This is a genomic window from Amphritea opalescens (assembly GCF_003957515.1).
GTDB classification, from domain to species: domain Bacteria; phylum Pseudomonadota; class Gammaproteobacteria; order Pseudomonadales; family Balneatricaceae; genus Amphritea; species Amphritea opalescens.
Window position 1 is genome coordinate 24,751 of record NZ_RQXW01000010.1, and the last position, 18,778, is coordinate 43,528.

The 18,778-nt window shown below is 49.1% G+C and carries 20 protein-coding genes and 1 pseudogene; 10 read left to right on the top strand and 11 right to left on the bottom strand.

What is annotated here, in order from left to right:
* Positions 1–56: 56 nt before the first annotated feature.
* The 4 genes and pseudogenes from EH243_RS11980 to EH243_RS11995 all read right to left on the bottom strand — a co-directional run bounded on the left by EH243_RS11980 (position 57) and on the right by EH243_RS11995 (position 3,127).
* Positions 57–617: a gamma carbonic anhydrase family protein gene (locus tag EH243_RS11980; protein ID WP_126158911.1), complete on the bottom strand. Its 561-nt coding sequence runs from the start codon at positions 615–617 to the stop codon at positions 57–59.
* A 94-nt stretch (positions 618–711) separates the two neighbouring features.
* A pseudogene (gene folE2 / locus EH243_RS11985) lies at positions 712–1,566 on the bottom strand (GTP cyclohydrolase FolE2); the annotation flags it as partial.
* Positions 1,567–2,076: 510 nt separating this feature from the next.
* Positions 2,077–2,874 carry a sulfate transporter CysZ gene (gene cysZ, locus EH243_RS11990; RefSeq protein ID WP_126158912.1) on the bottom strand — a complete coding sequence of 266 codons (798 nt, stop codon included), beginning with the start codon at positions 2,872–2,874 and terminating at the stop codon, positions 2,077–2,079.
* A 28-nt stretch (positions 2,875–2,902) separates the two neighbouring features.
* Positions 2,903–3,127, bottom strand: a complete 225-nt coding sequence (locus tag EH243_RS11995; RefSeq protein WP_126158913.1) for a hypothetical protein — start codon at positions 3,125–3,127, stop codon at positions 2,903–2,905.
* Positions 3,128–3,269: 142 nt separating this feature from the next.
* Between EH243_RS11995 and EH243_RS12000 the strand changes: the two genes are divergently transcribed.
* Positions 3,270–4,202 carry an NADP-dependent oxidoreductase gene (locus tag EH243_RS12000; protein WP_126158914.1) on the top strand — a complete coding sequence of 311 codons (933 nt, stop codon included), beginning with the start codon at positions 3,270–3,272 and terminating at the stop codon, positions 4,200–4,202.
* 51 nt (positions 4,203–4,253) lie between these two features.
* Here EH243_RS12000 and EH243_RS12005 read toward each other — a convergent pair whose 3' ends face one another.
* The 3 genes from EH243_RS12005 to EH243_RS12015 are packed head-to-tail and all read right to left on the bottom strand — an operon-like array spanning position 4,254 to position 5,570.
* The gene (locus EH243_RS12005) at positions 4,254–4,694 is read right to left on the bottom strand and encodes a hypothetical protein (protein WP_126158915.1); all 441 of its coding nucleotides are present in this window, start codon (positions 4,692–4,694) and stop codon (positions 4,254–4,256) included.
* 19 nt (positions 4,695–4,713) lie between these two features.
* The gene (locus EH243_RS12010; RefSeq protein WP_126158916.1) at positions 4,714–4,974 is read right to left on the bottom strand and encodes a hypothetical protein; all 261 of its coding nucleotides are present in this window, start codon (positions 4,972–4,974) and stop codon (positions 4,714–4,716) included.
* Entirely contained in the window at positions 4,974–5,570 is a 597-nt protein-coding gene (locus EH243_RS12015) for a YjaG family protein (RefSeq protein ID WP_126158917.1), read from the bottom strand. The genes EH243_RS12010 and EH243_RS12015 overlap by 1 nt, the downstream gene beginning before the upstream one ends.
* Positions 5,571–5,763: 193 nt before the next feature.
* Between EH243_RS12015 and EH243_RS12020 the strand changes: the two genes are divergently transcribed.
* Positions 5,764–6,318 (top strand): TRAP transporter small permease subunit, encoded by a 555-nt coding sequence (locus EH243_RS12020; RefSeq protein WP_126158918.1) that lies wholly within the window; start codon positions 5,764–5,766, stop codon positions 6,316–6,318.
* Entirely contained in the window at positions 6,315–7,694 is a 1,380-nt protein-coding gene (locus tag EH243_RS12025) for a TRAP transporter large permease (protein WP_126158919.1), read from the top strand. The genes EH243_RS12020 and EH243_RS12025 overlap by 4 nt, the downstream gene beginning before the upstream one ends.
* 70 nt (positions 7,695–7,764) lie before the next feature.
* Here EH243_RS12025 and EH243_RS12030 read toward each other — a convergent pair whose 3' ends face one another.
* Positions 7,765–8,892, bottom strand: coding sequence for a TRAP transporter substrate-binding protein (locus EH243_RS12030; protein WP_206441609.1), 1,128 nt, complete (start codon positions 8,890–8,892; stop codon positions 7,765–7,767).
* A gap of 237 nt (positions 8,893–9,129) precedes the next feature.
* On the opposite strand from EH243_RS12030, the gene EH243_RS12035 reads away from it, so the two are divergent.
* Together EH243_RS12035 and EH243_RS12040 are read left to right on the top strand one after the other, a co-directional pair.
* Positions 9,130–10,011, top strand: a complete 882-nt coding sequence (locus EH243_RS12035; protein ID WP_126158920.1) for a MurR/RpiR family transcriptional regulator — start codon at positions 9,130–9,132, stop codon at positions 10,009–10,011.
* 206 nt (positions 10,012–10,217) lie between these two features.
* On the top strand, positions 10,218–10,439 hold the full coding sequence (locus tag EH243_RS12040; protein WP_126158921.1) for a PA3496 family putative envelope integrity protein: 222 nt from the start codon (positions 10,218–10,220) through the stop codon (positions 10,437–10,439).
* Between the two features lie 73 nt (positions 10,440–10,512).
* Here the strand turns inward: EH243_RS12040 and EH243_RS12045 are convergent, their stop codons facing one another.
* A complete protein-coding gene (locus tag EH243_RS12045; protein WP_126158922.1) occupies positions 10,513–12,003 on the bottom strand; it encodes an FMN-binding glutamate synthase family protein in 1,491 nt (496 codons plus the stop codon).
* Between the two features lie 367 nt (positions 12,004–12,370).
* On the opposite strand from EH243_RS12045, the gene EH243_RS12050 reads away from it, so the two are divergent.
* The 3 genes from EH243_RS12050 to EH243_RS12060 are packed head-to-tail and all read left to right on the top strand — an operon-like array spanning position 12,371 to position 15,770.
* Positions 12,371–13,753, top strand: coding sequence for a ferredoxin reductase family protein (locus EH243_RS12050; protein ID WP_164549113.1), 1,383 nt, complete (start codon positions 12,371–12,373; stop codon positions 13,751–13,753).
* A 21-nt stretch (positions 13,754–13,774) separates the two neighbouring features.
* Positions 13,775–13,990: a 4Fe-4S dicluster domain-containing protein gene (locus EH243_RS12055; protein ID WP_126158924.1), complete on the top strand. Its 216-nt coding sequence runs from the start codon at positions 13,775–13,777 to the stop codon at positions 13,988–13,990.
* A gap of 4 nt (positions 13,991–13,994) precedes the next feature.
* Positions 13,995–15,770: an FAD-dependent oxidoreductase gene (locus EH243_RS12060; RefSeq protein ID WP_126158925.1), complete on the top strand. Its 1,776-nt coding sequence runs from the start codon at positions 13,995–13,997 to the stop codon at positions 15,768–15,770.
* Between the two features lie 16 nt (positions 15,771–15,786).
* Here EH243_RS12060 and EH243_RS12065 read toward each other — a convergent pair whose 3' ends face one another.
* Both EH243_RS12065 and EH243_RS12070 read right to left on the bottom strand, forming a co-directional pair.
* Positions 15,787–16,365 (bottom strand): TetR/AcrR family transcriptional regulator, encoded by a 579-nt coding sequence (locus EH243_RS12065; RefSeq protein ID WP_126158926.1) that lies wholly within the window; start codon positions 16,363–16,365, stop codon positions 15,787–15,789.
* 87 nt (positions 16,366–16,452) lie between these two features.
* Positions 16,453–17,325: a LysR family transcriptional regulator gene (locus EH243_RS12070; protein WP_126159015.1), complete on the bottom strand. Its 873-nt coding sequence runs from the start codon at positions 17,323–17,325 to the stop codon at positions 16,453–16,455.
* 103 nt (positions 17,326–17,428) lie between these two features.
* Between EH243_RS12070 and EH243_RS12075 the strand changes: the two genes are divergently transcribed.
* Positions 17,429–18,160: an SDR family oxidoreductase gene (locus tag EH243_RS12075; RefSeq protein WP_126158927.1), complete on the top strand. Its 732-nt coding sequence runs from the start codon at positions 17,429–17,431 to the stop codon at positions 18,158–18,160.
* A 24-nt stretch (positions 18,161–18,184) separates the two neighbouring features.
* Positions 18,185–18,769 (top strand): 2-hydroxychromene-2-carboxylate isomerase, encoded by a 585-nt coding sequence (locus EH243_RS12080; RefSeq protein ID WP_126158928.1) that lies wholly within the window; start codon positions 18,185–18,187, stop codon positions 18,767–18,769.
* Positions 18,770–18,778: the final 9 nt, after the last annotated feature.

Sequence of the window (18,778 nt, forward strand, 5' to 3'; positions counted from 1 at the left end):
GCATGCTAACCACAGCAGGCTGGGGATGTTGAGCATAAGTTTTTCCTTTTCGGGTATTAAAACTCGTTCTGAATAGCTTTATAGCCACGCACCAACTCATTATTCGTGCGCGCCACACTCTCTGAGAACTCACTGGCCGCCGCCGGTACTTGAGGGAGTGAAGCCAGGTTCGTTTCGCTCCCTACCCGCTCAGTCGAACGTACATAGAACCCCTTAGGTAAATGCACACCATCAACCACCGCGTTATAGCGCACCACACAACCATCATCGACGGTGCAGTTAAACAACACGCTGTTAAAGCCAATAAAAACATCATTACCAATCACGCAAGGGCCATGCACAATGGCTCGATGGGCAATCGAGGTATGCTGACCAATCTGCACCCTAGCGCCGGACTTGCTGTGAATCACCACGCCATCCTGAATATTAGAATGGGCACCAATCACGATAGGATCGATATGCCCATTCGCATCCATTTCATCTGCGCGAATCACGGCGTAGGGGCCAATAAACACATTTGCTTCAACAATCACCAAGCCACATAAGATGGCGGTCGGATCAACAAAAGCGCTAGGGTCTATCTGAGGTAAATCGCCACGCGGATTTTTCCGAATCATAGAGCCTCTGCCATTAAAGGGAGTGGTTGAAAAGACGCTGAAAAGCCTAAACTCAAACCCATCGAGTTAGGCTTCCATTTAAAGTGGATAGCTATCATAGGAAGGCAGGTTTAGCCGCAGGGCTGGCCCAAGCGACTGCATCATGGGGGTGTAAACTTTCGATATGCCGCACATAAACACTCGGCGCCTTATAGGTGTCCCCCAATGCCGCCGATATACGACGTGCCGCATCCTCAACAAACATCAGGTTCTCGCCATTAAGGGCGGCAAAAGCCTGCTCGTCAGCCCGTTTCACGGCCGTTTGTACCGGTGTCGCCACCGCCTGCTCAATACAGTCGATCAACGCCAGCAGCCCCAACATCGGCTTATCTCCAGCAACCTCCACCTCGACCTGAGCTTCACTACGCTGACTATGTGGCGTTGCTAATGACGCATTTTCCCGCAACCAAGCCGCAACAGCCGTCACCGGCAATTCAGTTTGACCGGCAAACGCCGTCAAGAAACCTTGCTCGACCAGTTGTCGCGACAAAGCCGCTGAACATGGGCAGGTAGAGGAATAGCCCACCGACACCTTGGCGCGTAAGACAAACACGCCATTGACGAGGGTTGCCTCCAGACAGATAGGGTAGGATTTCCAGCCCCCTAACCCTTCGGTGATCAATGCCGAGCGGCGCGCCAGTAGCTCAAACTTCATACGCACACGGGCATTACGACTATCGCAATCTTGATGACTCGCTATCATCTTTTGTAACAGTTGGTGCAACGCCCGCGGTGTTAACCCCTCACTATCGACCAAGTCATCCAATAACCGATATAGACGTGACATATGAATACCCTTCACATGCGGTACAGGTAGATCAACTTGGGCATCAATCCGTGCATGTAATTCACGGCGATAACCCGGTTCAATCAATGTAATAGGCAGATCAATACCCTGCATACCCACCCATTCAAGGGCGCTTAGCGTCGAGAAAACTCTGTCATAGAAACATCAGGAAGTGCTGTATTCATACTCAAAATCCAATAGATAGCGCTCCGCCAAGACGAAGAACACTGCAATGCCACAACCCTATATCGCCATACCGATAGCGAAACGCCCCTAAATGCTGACAGGCGTAAAAGTACGCCATAGGGATCGTTTACCAACGAGCACCGCGAACACAGTGGATGGGACATTTGTTACATCGAGCGGGATCCCCGATAAGATTTTTGGCAGCCGTTGAAGCGAGACCAATCGTTAAAATGTTATACTATAACATTCGATTATAAAGAGGCCGCTTGTCAGCTTCAATCATTTTCTGAATACAGCCATGCTTGAATCACTGAACGCGAGTGTTGCGGTGAAGGGAGTAAATAAAGCGGGGTAAGCATAGAAAAGCCCCTCGTGCGGCTTAACCAACCACACGAGAGGCTTTTTTAATGGAGCATTTTAGGCAGTGAGCCCGACGGGTATCGCTCGTTACGAACGCTTGTCGTCCAACTGTTGCTGACGGGTCAAGCCACTCAGGTCGATTTCGCTACCATCGGTATACTCTTCCACCCAAAAGATAGTCGCGCCGACCACGGCGGCGGGCATCAATAGCAGATTAAGAAGGGGAATCATCATCCCCAGCGAAATTAAGCCGCCAAAACCCAATGAGGTAAGGCGTCGCTGCTTGAGGGAATCCTTCATCTGGCGAAAACTCACCTTGTTATTATCCATCGGATAATCACAGTACTGAATCGCCATCATCCAGCAACCAAACAGGAATAATAAAATAGGTGCAATCATGCCCACCACGGGAATAAAGGCGAGGATAATCAAAAATAGCAGTCTAGGCAGATAATAAAGCAGCTTAGATAGCTCTCGAGCGATCGTCCGCGGAATCAATGCCATGATCTCTTTCCAACCCGAATCGGTGACGGTCACGCCCCGCAGCCGCTGCTCTACTTTCTCCGATAGGATGCCATTAAACGGCGCGGCAATAATATTAGCGACCACGCTGAAGCTGTAATACACCATGATCAACACCAATATTGCGATCATCGGCCATAGCAGATAACGCAAAAATTGTAGCCAGTCCCAATCCGGCAAGATCGCACTTAATAGGTAATCGATCCAATATCCCATCTGATCAAACAATAACCAAATAGCGCCGGTAAAAATAAAGATATTGATTAACAGAGGCACCACAACAAAGTGGCGAATCCCCTTTTCTGGCAACATAGCCAAGCCACGCAATAAGAAATTTGCGCCGCGCAATGGATTTCCTTTCATCTTTCCCTCAATTGATTAACACGCTGAATCAGGCAAAAAAGTAGTTACAAAAACGCACGATAACCGCCAGAAGCATCATCGATAAGCCAACCCGGTTGATCATAAACTCTCGTTTAGTAAAATTAATGGTTGCCTGCCAGAAAACCAATATCGATTTAACATCATTGGTTCGCAGCACATAGAGTATCAGCGACACCAAAAAGACACCAAACCCTACCATCATTAACAGCTGTTCCAACACCGCCAGAGTCATTTTCTTATCACCATCAATTACTATTTAGGACACTAAGATTAACAGAAATAGCCTGCATTAGTGGCAGCTTTAGCCTATAACTTTATGCGAAGATCTAAACTCTCTAATAACAATCATTACCTGCTACTCACCGGAGTCTTTTATGCATACGATATCAATACATCAGTTTGGTGGCCTTGAGGAACTTATCTACAGTAAACAATCCCGACCTCAACCTGCTTCTGGCGAAGTATTGGTTAAAACAGCCGCCGTTGGCGTTAACCCCATTGATTGGAAAACCTGTTCTGGTGGCGGGGCGAGTGGCTTTATTCAGGAGATGCCCTTTATTCCCGGCTGGGAGTTTTCTGGGATTATCGAAGACGCTGGCGACACTGACTTTAAAAAAGGTGAAGCGGTGTTCGGGATGATTCGCTTTCCCCAACCAGCGGGCTGTTATGCCGAGTATATTGCCGCCCCCGCCGATCAAATAGCGCGACTACCTGATGCCGTCGATCTAGTAACTGCCGGAGGTCTACCCACCGCTAGCCTAACCGCTTGGCAAGCACTCTTCGACAAAGGAGAGCTGAAAGCCGGTCAACAGGTCTTGATATTGGGTGCTGCGGGAGGGGTTGGCCATCTCGCGGTGCAACTCGCACACTGGGCCGGTGCTCAGGTATCAGGCACCGCCTCTTCACATAATCATGAACTTCTGGCCTCTCTCGGCTGCAAACAAACCATCGATTATCGCCATCAGAGCCTCACTGAATATACCAATAGCTTTGATCTCGTGATCGACTGTGTCGGTGGAGACACAGGTATCCAAGCCCTGCCCTGTCTCAAACCCGACGGTATTTTAGTCACACTACCTTCGGTGACTAAAGATCAGGTGATCGCGGCAGGTAAGGCACAAAGGCGCCGAGTCGAAGCGATTCGCTGCGAACCCTCGGCTGAACAATTGGGTAAGATTGGTGAACTCGTTGCCGACGAGCAACTTAAACTACAGATAGGTAATACCTTTGCGCTAGAGAAAGCCTCCGATGCATTTGCACTAAGCAAGAGTGGTCACGTTTGCGGCAAACTTATTTTGACGATCTAAGTAGTAAAAGGTAAGGCCGTTTAAGCGGCCTTGCCTTTATCGGTGGGTTATTTATGACCCTGTGCTAGCGCTACACAGTTGTTGTTGCTGGCGCATGATCAAACGGCAGCCTTTCGCCAGAAAACCCTGTTCAATACAGCGATCTTTAACCCATGCTTTATCATCTTCGGTCGGCTTCTCATGGTAAGGCGGGATATCGTTACACACCGCTGCCGACGGCTGACTATGCTGCCAGCAAGCTTTAAAGAAGGTACCGCCACCCACGGTGCAGCGATACTCAGAGTCATTGCAATGTTCGACCCGCTGTAACGCCATTGAGACACAGCCTTGCTGGTCGGTCTCTTCACCGGCGCTAATGCCTGCCTGCCGTTGTCTATCCACCATCTCTTGATGCTCTTCATTCCAGCCTTCGAGCCACTCGGGTGCATTCAACCAGCTATAGACAGCCCCCACAATGACCACCAACAACAGGCCCAACCAAAAACGTCGCATAATCGAAAAATCCTTTTATTCAGCGGCCCCGGACATACAGCCCAAAAAGACAGCAAAAAAATCCAGCCGCAGAGGCTAGCATGGTTAAATTAACAAACAGGGGATGACGGGCAGCAAAAGGTACAAACGAGTGACTGTTATTCATATCACAAACCGCTGCACCGTAATTAAACGAACCACCTGCGGATAAGCAAGCATTCACGTCGCTCAGTTCCGCCCAGAACACAGCCATCAGAACCACGCCGGGCAGAATCAATAACAACAGACCTAGCCGCAGCATTATTCTTCACTCACCCCGATATTACTGATGCCATCATTCGCTGCGAGTTTCTTTAATTCGCCCATCAATCCGGCATTGGCATTTTTAGCGGCGGCAAGGCGTTTAACCACCTCTTCTTGAAAGCTTTCTTCCTGCAACATCATATCGTGGTGGCTGATATAGCGAAGCAACTCTTCATCGGACATATCCGTATCGGCGGTCACTTCAATAAAGGTCGCGACACATTCCAGCGACAGATTGCCCACGTTAGCCGCTTCGGTGCGATTAGGCTCTAACAGGCAGTTAATCGTGGAATACAGGGCCACCATAGCATCCAGCGCAGGGGATGCACCGTACATCTCAAAAACATCAAGATCCGGCATATTGGCTTCAACATTGCTCTGCTGAACCTCAAAATTCATCGTCGCGCCGGTATTGCCCAACTTATTCCACACCCCGTCAAGGATGCTACGTACCTGATGACGATCACCAAAATCAAGCAAGGTTGAAAACAGCGCAAAGTTAGGGAACATGCGCTCTGTGACAGCAACCGAAAAAGCGCTCAACTGCCAACCGTCGAGTGCTTTAAGCTCATTTTCCAGTGACCATTGTGACATCAGATAAACTCCAGAACTAAATTTTCTCCTATTGTACAGCGCCGAAATCATTTTGCAGCAGTTATGCAGGATTCCCCCTCTGCAGAGGCATTGGGGTTGTATTCCAACGAACAAATATTAATCCTCTGATTCAGTTCGCTTTTTTATTGTATACTCCTCTCCTGAAAAGCAAGTTCTTAGTGGAAGACAAACCATGGATAATAAGACTCCTCTCGCGACCCTCGTCAAGGGCCTAGACTGTTTCAGCGAATGGACCGGGCGCAGTATTGCCTGGCTGACATTGCTGATGGTCCTGGTGACCTTCATTGTTGTGGTGCTGCGTTATGTTTTAAATGTTGGCAACATCCCGTTACAAGAATCAATCATCTACATGCACAGCCTAGTTTTTCTGCTCGGAGCAGGCTACACCCTCAAACATGATGGACATGTTCGTGTCGATATTTTCTATCGACCATTGGGTGAACGTGGCAAAGCAGTCATCAATATTATCGGTGTTATCGTACTGCTAATGCCGGTTTCTGTGTTTATCTTCTGGATCTCCTGGGATTATGTAACATTCTCTTGGCATACCCTCGAAGGCTCACAAGAAGCGGGGGGTATTGAAGCTATATACCTTCTGAAAACCACCTTACTCCTCATGCCTGTACTTATGATCCTACAAGGAACTGCTGAGCTCGGGCGTAACATTCTGGTACTGACCGGACAAGCACACCTGATCGAAGTGGATTCTCAGGAGCATCCAATATGATTGAACTTCTGCCATTACTGCTGTTTTTCGGCGCAATCTTTGTTTTATTACTCGGCTACTCTGTTGCCTACTCTCTCGCGGGCACCGGTCTTATCTTTGCCGCTATCGGCATTATGACCGGCCACTTTGAAGCGAGCTTCCTAGAAGCCGTGCCAAACCGTCTGTTCGGCATTATGAATAACTCGGTGCTGATCGCCGTGCCACTGTTTGTCTTCATGGGCGTGATGCTAGAGAAATCTAAAATCGCTGAAGATTTACTCGATACCATGGCCACATTATTTGGCCCTATTCGCGGTGGGTTAGGCATCTCAGTAACCGTTGTTGGCATGTTGCTCGCCGCCAGTACCGGTATTGTGGGTGCAACCGTCGTCACCATGGGCCTACTTTCGCTGCCGACCATGCTGCGTCGTGGATATGATCCAGGTGTTGCCACAGGCACCATCTGCGCCTCCGGTACACTTGGGCAGATAATCCCGCCATCAATCGTACTGGTATTACTAGGGGATGTTATCTCCTCGGCTTACCAGCAGGCACAGCTGGAGCAAGGCATTTACTCACCCAAGACCATTACGGTCGGTGACCTGTTCCTTGGCGCACTGATCCCTGGCCTTCTGCTAGTCTGTGCTTATATTGCTTATCTGATCTTCAAAGCGATCGTTCACCCTGAAACCGTCCCTGCTATTCCAAAAGAGGAACGGGATAAAGTAGACAACATGTTCCATCGGGTCATCTTTGCATTACTGCCACCCGTATTTCTCGTTGGCTTAGTACTTGGGTCGATTCTAGGTGGTTGGGCGACGCCGACAGAAGCAGCTTCCGTTGGCGCATTAGGAGCGATGCTACTGGCAATGGCGCGACGTTGTTTTACGCTATCTATTCTAAAAGATGTTATGCGCTCCACCACTCAAGTCAGCTCGATGGTGTTTATCATCTTGGTCGGTGCTTCGATCTTTTCGCTGGTGTTCCGTGGCTTTGGCGGTGATGACCTCGTGCGTGAGTTCCTCACCGACTTACCGGGCGGCGTATTTGGTGCAGTCGCGCTGGTGATGCTGGTTATCTTCCTGCTAGGCTTCTTCCTCGACTTTATCGAGATCACCTTCGTGGTGGTGCCTATCGTGGCTCCTATTCTATTAGCCATGGGGCTCGACCCTGTTTGGCTTGGCGTCATGATCGCGCTTAACCTGCAAACCTCGTTCCTGACACCGCCGTTTGGCTTTGCCCTCTTTTACCTTCGTGGTGTCGCACCCGCCAGTATTTCAACCATGCAGATCTACAAAGGGGTTATACCCTTTATCATGATTCAGCTCGTTGCATTGATGGCATTGGCGCAATGGCCAGCCCTTGCAACCTGGTTACCAACGCTGGTTTACGGTTAAAACGTCAACTTAAAACCAAAAAAAACCCGCACATTGCGGGTTTTTTTATAACCTAACCTTTACACCATACTTACAATGTACGGGCGTTCAGGTAAGACTGCTCAGACACGGCATGCCACTTAATCGCCTGTTCACGGAACTTAACGAAAGATTCGAATACTTTCTGTGACATCGGATCTTTAGCGGCTTCTTCAGCGACAACCTCATCAGATAGCGCTCGGATCTGCTTAAGCACGTCGTCAGGGAACTGACGCAGTTCAACACCGTGCTCATTGACCAACTGCTGCAAAGCCTCGTTATTCTTGGCCGTGAAGTCAGCCAGCATATCTTGGTTAGCAACCCGCAACGCATTACGTACAATAACCTGCAGATCGGCTGGCAGTTTTTCAAAGGCTTCTTTATTGATGAAGCACTCCAGCGTGGTGCCTGGCTCATGCCAGCCAGGATAGTAGTAATACTTAGCCGCTTTATACAAACCGAAGGCCAAGTCGTTGTAAGGACCTACCCACTCAGTTGCATCAATCGCACCCGATTGCAGCGATGTGAAAATCTCGCCACCCGGCAGCAATACAGGTGTACCACCCGCACGTTTAAGCACTTCACCACCAAGGCCTGGCATCCGCATTTTCAGACCTTTTAGGTCTTCTACGCCGTTGATTTCACGGTTAAACCAGCCACCCATCTGTACGCCTGTGTTACCCGCCGCACCTGGAATCAGGCCAAACTCAGCATAGACTTCTTCCCAGAGCTCCATACCGCCGCCATGATACAACCAAGAGTTCATCTCTTGAGCGGTCAGACCAAAAGGTACCGCCGCAAAGAATTGCGCCGCACGGGTTTTACCTTTCCAATAATAGGCAGCACCGTGACCCATCTCTGCCGTTCCACGGGAAACCGCATCGAAAATTTCGAGTGCGCCCACCAGCTCTTTGGCACCATAAACTTTAACTTTAATCCGGCCGCCACTCATCTTATCAATCAGATCAGCGAGGTCATTTGCGCCCGTTCCCAAACCTGGGAAGTTTTTCGGCCAAGTCGTTACCATTTTCCATTCAATGGTTTCCGGCTTTTCCGGTGCAGCTGACGCTGCTGGCTGGGCACAATCCGCAGCCACCGTTTTTTTCTCTTCTGTGCACGCGGCTAGGCCTGCAGCAGCGACCCCAAGACCGAGGACTTTAACAATCTCACGACGTTTCACAAGGCTTCTCCCTATTCGTCATTGTAGCTATATAGCTGTCGATAATTATTGTATTTATACTTATAACCCAGTGAACATAGCATCAAGTCATATCTGCTGCAATTTCAAATAGTAAGCAACTCCTGTAAATGTTTACCAAATTCAAAATGCGGCACGAATGACAACAGCATTTACTCTATTGTACAGATTTACTGATATACTCTTTCTGTTACGCATAATCAGAAAACGGAAACCAGTTTGCAGTCGCTTAATCTACTTAAATCTATCGCTGATGCTAAACCCAGTCTGCGAAAATCAGAACAAAAAGTTGCTGATTACGTCTTGGAAAACCCTTCCGACGTTATTCATATGCGGATTGTCGATCTCGCCTCAGAAGCGAATGTGAGTGAGCCCACGGTCGTCCGTTTTTGCCGCGCGCTCAACTACGATGGTTTTCAAGATTTCAAGCTGACACTAGCCCAAGGGCTGGCGAGTAACGCTAACTTCGAGCAGTTTTCACTTAACACGAAAGATACTGTTAGCGAGTTTAAGCAGAAGATTTTCGATTCGACTGTCGGCAATATGATGCGCGTCAGAGAAGAACTCGATGCCGACACCTTAGAAGAAGCCATTAATGCCATTGCCAGCACCAACCGTCTAGAACTATACGGCTTTGGCGCGTCAGCACCGGTGTGTAACGATGCCCAGCATAAGTTTCACCGGCTTAAAATTGCGGCATCGGCCTATTCAGATCCGCATATGCAGATGATCTCTGCGACAACATTGACGGAACGGGATGTGGTCATCGCGATCTCCCAGACCGGCCGTACCAAAGACCTGTTACACGCGGTAAAACTGGTCAAAGATGCCGGCGTCACCGTTATCACACTTTGTCCAAGCAACACCCCGCTATCAGATCTCGCTAGCATCGCTATCCATATTGATCTTGAAGAGGACAAAGACCTGAGTACATTGATGTCCTCTCGGGTTGTGCATCTCGTCGTTATCGATGTTCTTGCGGTAGGCGTAGCGATGAAGCTTGGACCCGGTTTACTGGATCACCTCAAAACCATCAAACGTAGCCTGAAAAGCCTACGCCAAAACGATAAACGCCTCCCCCTACGCAAGCCTGAAGAATAAATCGGCCCCTTTTTCCTATTTCTGTCACATTTCTGCGTCAAGATCAGTATCCGTTAGTGCCTCTGCTTAGGCCTATAATTTATTGATATTCTCTTTTTAGTGTTATAAAAAAGAGATTCCCTGTTAATCAGAAATGCTAAACGACCTGTTAGCTTCGTCTCATTGGCTTTCAGGAAAGCTTTGCAGAAGGTGTAGGAGTCATTGCGATGCTTATACGGAAAGATCAGGATCTAAACGAAATCCAAACCAAAATATTCGATATCATCGTCGGTATTGAAGAAAATCAAATGCAGGCTCAGCAAAAAGAAGCCAGCCAAAAAAGTCTATCCGTCAGGCGAGCGATTGAAGAGCGGAAACAACGTAGAGAACTCGAACATCAAATTAACGATGAGCTCTGGTTTGATGACCTCGGTTTTGATGAACGCTAATCCTATATAAAATTGATATAAAAAAGCCTGCAGCGAGTGCAGGCTTTTTACATTTTGGTTTATGCCTTACTGATTAACCCTCAGGATAGAGAACATCTAACGGCACTGAGCGACCACTGTCGACCACCATCGCGGCATGTTTACGCTTAAGCTTTCTAGGCTCCGGTACACCACAGGAGTGCGCGATCATCTCGAGTTCCTTGACCATATTATTATGGTAATGGGTAACCCTCTCCGCCTTATCCTCGGGCACCAAGCCTCGCTGTAGATCTTTATTGTGGGTTGTGATGCCTGTCGGGCAGGTGTTTTTATTACACTGCAACGCCTGAATACAACCGAGGGCAAACATGAAGCCCCTAGCGCTGACACAGAAATCCGCTCCCATACACAGGGCCGCCGCCACATCCGTTGGGTTAATGCACTTACCTGACGCGATGACCCGGACACGCTCCCGCAAACCATACTGAATCAGCTTGTTCACTAGGATGGGCAGACTCTCCCGTAACGGTAAGCCGACACTATCCATCAACGGCATCGGTGCCGCCCCCGTCCCCCCATCACTACTATCGAGGGTAATAAAATCCGGTGCCTGCTCAATGCCTCGGGCGACCACTCGCTGACAAAACTCATCCAGCCAGTCGGTCGACCCCAACACTAATTTGAAGCCAACCGGTTTGCCGGTCACTTCACGAATATGACTGACCATATCTAACAGATCGTCTGCTGAATCAACCTCGACATGTCGATTCGGGCTAATCGAAGCCACTCCTTCAGGAATACCACGAATAGCACCGATTTCAGCCGTAACTTTCGCCCCCGGTAGCATTCCACCTTTACCGGGTTTAGCACCTTGGCTGAGCTTAATCTCAAACATCCGTACCTGTTTATAGGCCGCTTTCTCTTTAAGTTTATCGTCGCTCAATAAGCCATTGTCATCTCGCATACCATATTTAGCGGTACCGATCTGACAGACAATGTCGCATCCGCCTTCCAGATGATATGGCGATAAACCACCTTCACCGGTATTCATCCAACATCCGGCTTCACGAGCGCCATTCGACAACGCGCGTATGGCGGGCTTAGAGATCGCACCAAAACTCATACCGGAAATATTAAAAAAGGATTTAGCGTCGTATGGCTCGCGACAAAAAGGCCCGATCTGCAATGGCTGATTCTTCACCGCATCCTCTTCTAAGGTAGGAAACGGGCAGTTAAGAAAGTAGTAAGTACCGGGCGTCCGTAGATCTCGGCTAGAACCAAAGGCGATAGTGTTATCAATATTCTTAGCCGCACGGTAGCACCAACTGCGCTGCGCTCGGTTAAATGGCATCTCTTCACGATCCATTGCAAAGAAATACTGTCGAAAGAATTCACCTAGGTGCTCAAATACATAACGGAAGCGACCAAACAGCGGATAGTTTCGTCGGATGGTCTGTTTGGTCTGATTTTTATCAATCTGATAAATAATCAACCCTGCAATCAGCCCTCCAACAATGGTCAACAGTAGGATGCCGCCCAGAATTGCCACGAAATTAATCGCAAAGCTGCTGACGGGATCAGTCATATTCCATACTCCTTGTTGTTGTCTGTTGGCACCTATATGCCTCAGCGCCAATCCTATCCTGTTAAACAGGTATTGCCTACGACGTCGGTCATCATTTTGTGCCGCCAAACAATGAAAAGCCATTCAATCACCGCCATTTAGATGGAGAGACCTAACAGAACGGCCACGATTGAGCGTCGAAAGGCATCAACGGATCACCTGTGATCTCAGACTATATCTGGCGAACTTCCTTATTTAATCCACAATCGTTCCATGGTTTTAATCCATTTGGAGCGCATACTTTCATCATTAAAAAGGCATCTATGCTGCGTTAGCAACCACTGCCTGACGATCAATATAAGCCATCATATGACTTTGGATGAAAACAATGACGACTCTATCAACCCTTTTAGGCCGCTCCAAAGAGCGCAGCGCCTATACTCTTGGCCGGAAAGCTTGGCTAACACTGGGATATTTAAGCTTAATGTCGCTGCCCTTTCTCGCCACATTGACGTTGAATATGGAACCCCAGGGCCTATACGCCACCACCCTGACGGTCATCAATACCCTCGCCATGATGGCGTTTTATATGCAATTCCCATTAGCGAGCCGCTTAAAGCGGATTCCACTGTTCGCCAATATCGATTGGAATATCTCGCACCATAAGAAAGTCGGCCAATGGTTAGGTGTTATTTTTCTATTACATCCGCTGCTCATTCTTGCCCCCCGCTTTATGGTGTCATTCAACGATGGAATGCACAGTTTAATATCCGTTATTACGGCTCCGCAGATGCTCACAGGATTGATTGCTTGGGTTTGTCTGATGATCTGGATACTCACCGCCATCTTTAAAGACGCCCTGAAGATGCGTTATGAAACCTGGCGTTTTAGCCATATGCTCGGCTTCGTCATTATCACCATCCTCGCTACCCTGCATATCACCACCGTAGGCAGTCATGGGCAGTTTCAAGCAAGCTTTAATATTATTTGGTGGGCGCTCTGTGCCGCCTCCGTGACGATGGTGTTATATAACTACTTTATTAAACCATTATCCCTTCGGTCTCAGCCCTTTAAGCTGCTTGATGTGACACAGGTTAGCCGTACCGACTGGCAGGTCACCATCGAAAAACAAGAAGCTTCGGACTTTACCTTTGCCGCCGGTCAGTTTGTTTGGTTAAACACCAGCCAACACAGCGGTGGGGTCAAAGAGCATCCGTTTTCAATTGCGTCCTGCCAAGCCGATCTGCCGAAAATCTCCTTTATTATTCGCAACCTCGGTGATTACACCTCTAAGTTGAATACCCTCAAGGTGGGCCAAAATGTCTATGTCGATGGCCCTTACGGCAGCATTGGTTTAGCGGAATCCGCTCAGGCGAAAGCCATCGTCTTAATCGCGGGCGGCGCGGGTATTGGCCCAATGCTCAGTCTGCTGCGCGGCTTAGCTCAGCAGAACGACCCAAGACCAATACGTCTGATATACGGTAATAACCATCTAAACCAGATGGTTCTGCAGGATGAGATTAAACATTTAGAAAAAACCATGCCCAATTTTAAGCAGCAGTTAGTTTGTGCTACCGCGACGGATGACGACGCTATCTATCAAGGCGTTATCGACACGCACTGCCTTGAGCAGACGCTTAACGCTCTCGCTCCGCGCGATTGGACGGTCTATTTATGTGGCCCAAAACCGATGATTAACGCGGTGAATAAAAGCCTGAAATCATTAAACATTCCGGCCTCACATATTCATTACGAACAGCTGTCTTTTTAACCGCTTTAAGAGGATCACAACATGCCCATTAGTGAGATTGCAGGTTGTATCGGTTGTAAAACCTGTGTGCAGACCTGCCCTACCGACGTTATCCAGTTCGATTATGATCAGCAAAAAGCGTATATCGCTTATGCGGAAGACTGTCAGATCTGTCATCTATGTCGTCTTTACTGCCCGGTCGATGCCATTACCATCACGCCGGAAAAATCAATCCCTGTGGTTGTCGCCTGGAGGTAATATCATGTCAGATTCCACAACGATATCGCGCCGGATGTTTCTCGGCATGGCCGGCAGCGCGATTGGCGCAACCGCTATTGCTGGCAACTTACCGTCTATGCCACCGATGGACCAACCGCCCACCCGAAATCAACCCAGTATCGATGCCGACAGTTTCAAAGAGGAAACCGTCGAAGCCGACGTCTTAGTGATTGGCAGTGGCATTGCAGGGCTATTTGCCGCCGTGAAGGCCCATGATGCCGGCGCTAAGGTATTAATGGTATCAAAAGGCCGTTTAGGTAGCTCAGGACTGACTCCTTTCGGTAAAGGTGTGTTTTGTTATGACAAACAAAACGCCTCGATGACACCCGATGAGTTTCTCGCCAAAGTTGCCGATTCATCCATTGGTACCAATAACCCAGTCTTTACCCGCCAGCTGTTAGATCACTCTGCCGATCGGGTGGCTGAATTACGTGAGTGGGGTTTCTTCGATTCTGCATTATGTTTTGAAAGTTTTTCCAAACCGATGCGCGAGCGTGATATTCCTATTATGGAACGCATCATGATGACCCATCTACATAAAGAGCAGGGCCGGGTTGTCGGGGCTTCTGGCTTTAGTTTGGATCATAATACGGTGTTCAACTTTTCCGCCAAAACGGTCATCCTCTGTACCGGCTCCGGTGGCTTTAAAGCCAGTGGCTTTCCTCTATGCGACCTCACCCATGATGGCACCATTATGGCTTATAACATTGGCGCAAAAGTCACCGGTAAAGAGTGGAATGACGGCCATCCTGCTGCCGCAAAAAACTCCGGCTCATGCTATGACAACTGGCACGGACAGATAGAAGAACGCCCCAGCACGACGTCGACACAGATCAACCACCACCTCGGCGTTGATATGAACTATACCGCCTATGTCAGTGGTGGACCTGTCAGCATGGGGCCCGGGCCAAAATCAGACACCATAGAAGAGACAACCGCGGATGTTCCAGCAGGCCCCTATGTACCCGAAGCCTTCCGTCAAAGTGGACCGCCGCCTCAGCCACCGGCCGAATCTTCAGGTTTACGCGCACTATTTGCTAAAGATAAACCACATGGGCCTCCGGGTATGGGGTCTGAATCGGTGGGTGGATCAACCGCCGGCATGGCGATCCATAAATCAGAGGGCTTGGTGCCTATCGATGAAACCGGTTTAAGCTCAATTCCAGGCTTGTGGGCTTCAGGTGACGCCTTAGGCTCCTATATGTCCGGCGGTATCTATACGCAAATAGGCAGCTCTATGGCAGGTTCCGCCGTACAAGGGGCATTGGCGGGTGAAGCAGCGGCGAAGGCGAGCCGGTCGATAACCCCCATCCCGATACCGGCAGAAAAACTGGCACAAACTAAAGCTGAAATGCTCGCGCCATTAAAACGGGAAAGTGGCTATAGCCCAGCGTGGGCCACCCAAGTATTACAAAGTGTGATGATTCCTAACTTTGTCTTATACATTAAAAAAGAGCGCATGTTACAGGCCGCACTCGCCTATATAGAAGAGCTAAAAGAGCATCACGGGCCGATGCTGATGGCATCCGATCGCCATCATCTGCGTCTGGCCCATGAAACCATGAATATGATCCACACAGCCGAGATGAAGCTTAAAGCCTCCATGATGCGCACCGAAAGCCGATGCAGCCATTATCGACTGGATTATCCCGATATCGATAATGAAAACTGGCAGGCTTGGATCAACATATATAAAGATGAAAAGGGGGAGATGCAGTTAGAGAAACAGCATTTTAATCAATGGCCTAAGTTTGCATAGGTGATCGCTTACCCGTTCAGCGCAGATTATCAAACATATCATCGATCAACTCATCGACCTGTTTGTTACCTGCGCTCGCACTGGCATAAACACGTAGCCCCATCAGTTGCACCTGCAGCGCACGCGCTAGACGTTCGGGTGATTTAGTGGAACTAATATCACCCTGTTCCTGAGCCTGTCGTAAAATGGCCGCGATAGCCCCTTCGATACGCAGTAATAACTGCTGCGCTTCGACGAGTAGCTCCGTATTGTCCTGTGTTAACTCAGAGATGGTTTTCACTAGCATGCACATACCACTCGGAGCCGATGTTTCGCAGCCACTAACCGCACCACGAATAAAAAGCTTTAACCCTTCGATTGGCGATGCAGCCGCCGCAAGACACTCGTGTAAGCGCTGCTGACTCATCTGTGCGTAGTGTTGCAGAGTCTCTTTAAACAGGCCGTCTTTACTGCCAAAGCACGCATAGATGCTGCCTGGCCGCATATCGATAGCCTCCTGAAGATTGCGCATGGAAGTGGCGTGATAGCCTTTAGCCCAAAACAGATCCGTCGCTCTGTTAATAGCATCTTGCCGATCATACTTTACATTTGACACCTAGGTTACCAATCTCTTTGAGCATTTGTTCAAGTATAACCTGAGCGACTGTTCAACACAATCTCAATAGCGTCTCTCAACTAGCGTTTATGGCCATCGGGCCGTACTAGCAAAGGCGACCAGTTGATCAACTTCAGCCTGATTTTCACCCAGCCCCCACTCGAAACCGATAGTTCTTTGCCCTGGCGCTTTAATCAGCGGCCGCTTCACAATACCTGACGATGTGTAGTGTTCTGGAATAAAGGCCACGCCAACCCCCTCTTCCACCAGCCGTAAGGCACGATCATCCTGATTAGTGACATAAGCGACATTCAGACGCACATCACTGGCCTTAAGCAGTTCCTGAAATACCCGTCGATATTCGCAGTGAGAACGCGCAATAAAGGGCTCATCTTTTAAATCGTCGAGGCTGACCGATGGTGACTGGCTCAAATGATGGTCGGTTGCCATCGCCACCACGTAAGACTCGGAAAACAGCGCCTGTGAATAGCTGAACGGTTTACGCTGATCTGGCTGTTGCGGTAACACCGTGAGCGCCATATCAATGCGCCCCGCCTGTGCAAGTTGTTCCATCTCTGCTTCACTGGCATCAAATACGTTCAAGCGCAGATGGGGATTTTGCCGCCGGTATTGCTCGATCAACCGAGCAACATGGGAAATCGATAGGGTATTAATCACGCCCAAACGTAATACGCGCGGCATCTCATGATGTTTCAGCTCATCTTTGGCCCGTGCACACTCCTCAACGATCTTCTTTGCTCTTTTAAGCAGCATCCGTCCTGCTGGGGTCAGCACCACGTTTCGCTTATTACGCGTAAACAACTTCACCCCCATCTCAGCTTCCAGCTTGGAAATAGAAGCCGAAAGCGCCGGTTGCGAAACAAATGCACGTTTGGCCCCCCGGGTAAAATTCTCTAATTCTGCCGCGGCCAAAAAGCAACGTAACTGTTGTAGCTCCACAACATAACCTCTGATTATGATAACCATAGAAACAATCGATTTTATTTATTATAAGAGACACTCTAAGCTTTTGCTATCCATCACCATCATTCAGGAGCAACAGATGTCCGCACACAACAAACCTATTGCGCTGATTATTGGAGCCGGAGACCACTTAGGATTAGCGATTGCCAAACGTTTCGCACGGGAAGGTTTTCATATCGTCGCTACCCGTCGCCGTGGCGATTTAGGTGCCCTAGTCACGGCCGTCGAAGCATTAGGCGCCAGTGCAACCCCCTATCATTCTGATGCCCGTGATGAACAGCAGGTTATCAACCTCATCAATCAGATCGAGACCGAGCTCGGCCCCATTCAGGTGGCGGTGTTCAATGTTGGTGGTAATGTTCGCTATGATATTTGCGACACATCAAGCCGAATCTATCGCAAAGTATGGGAGATGTGTGCCTTTGCCGGTTTTCTATTCGGCCGCGAATTAGCCAGAAAAATGCTACCCCGCCAACAGGGCACCCTACTGTTTACCGGCGCATCCGCCAGCCTGCGCGGAAACAGCGGCTTCGCAGCCTTTGCTGGCGGCAAACATGCCTTACGCGCACTGGCTCAGAGTATGGCCAGAGAACTCGGCCCACAGGGCATTCATGTCGCCCATGTGATCATCGATGGTTTAATCGAAAACCAAGCAACCGCCGAATACCTACCCGATCTTTACGCCAGTAAAGGAGATGACGGCATCATTCAGCCGGATAACATCGCCGATATTTACTGGCAACTCCACCAGCAGCCGCGAAATGCTTGGACCTTCGAGCAAGATGTTCGTCCATTCGCCGAGCCCTGGTAACCGCTCTCACTCAAGGAATACACCATGACAAAAACAATCGATTTTTATTATGACTACATCAGCATCGCCTCTTACCTAGCATGGACTCAACTCGAGGGCATATCAAAACGCACCGGAGCCTCTGTTCACTACAAACCGATATTACTCGGGGGCGTTTTCAATGCCTGTAACAACATCAGTCCGATTACCATCCCCGCTAAATGGGCTTGGGTGAAAAAAGATATTCAACGCTATGCTGATCATTACGGCGTGCCTTACCACCTAAATTCACATTTCCCATTCAGTACAGTGAATGCCATGCGCGGTGCGCTATGGGCGCAGGCCAATGACCAGTTAGACGCCTATAATCAGGCGATGTTTACCGCCGCTTGGATCGACGGTAAAGACTTATCCGCTAAACCTGTTCTGGAAGAGGTCCTAAACAGCGCGGGTTTTGATGCCGCAGTCGTGATGGACGCCATAACACTACCCGATGTTAAAACCGCTTTAATAGATGCTACCCAAGCCGCAACAGCACGGGGTGTCTTTGGTGCCCCCTCGATGTTTGTCGGTGATGAACTCTTTTTCGGCCAAGACCGCCTTGAATGGGTTGAAAAAGCCCTTTGCTAAGCAAAGATT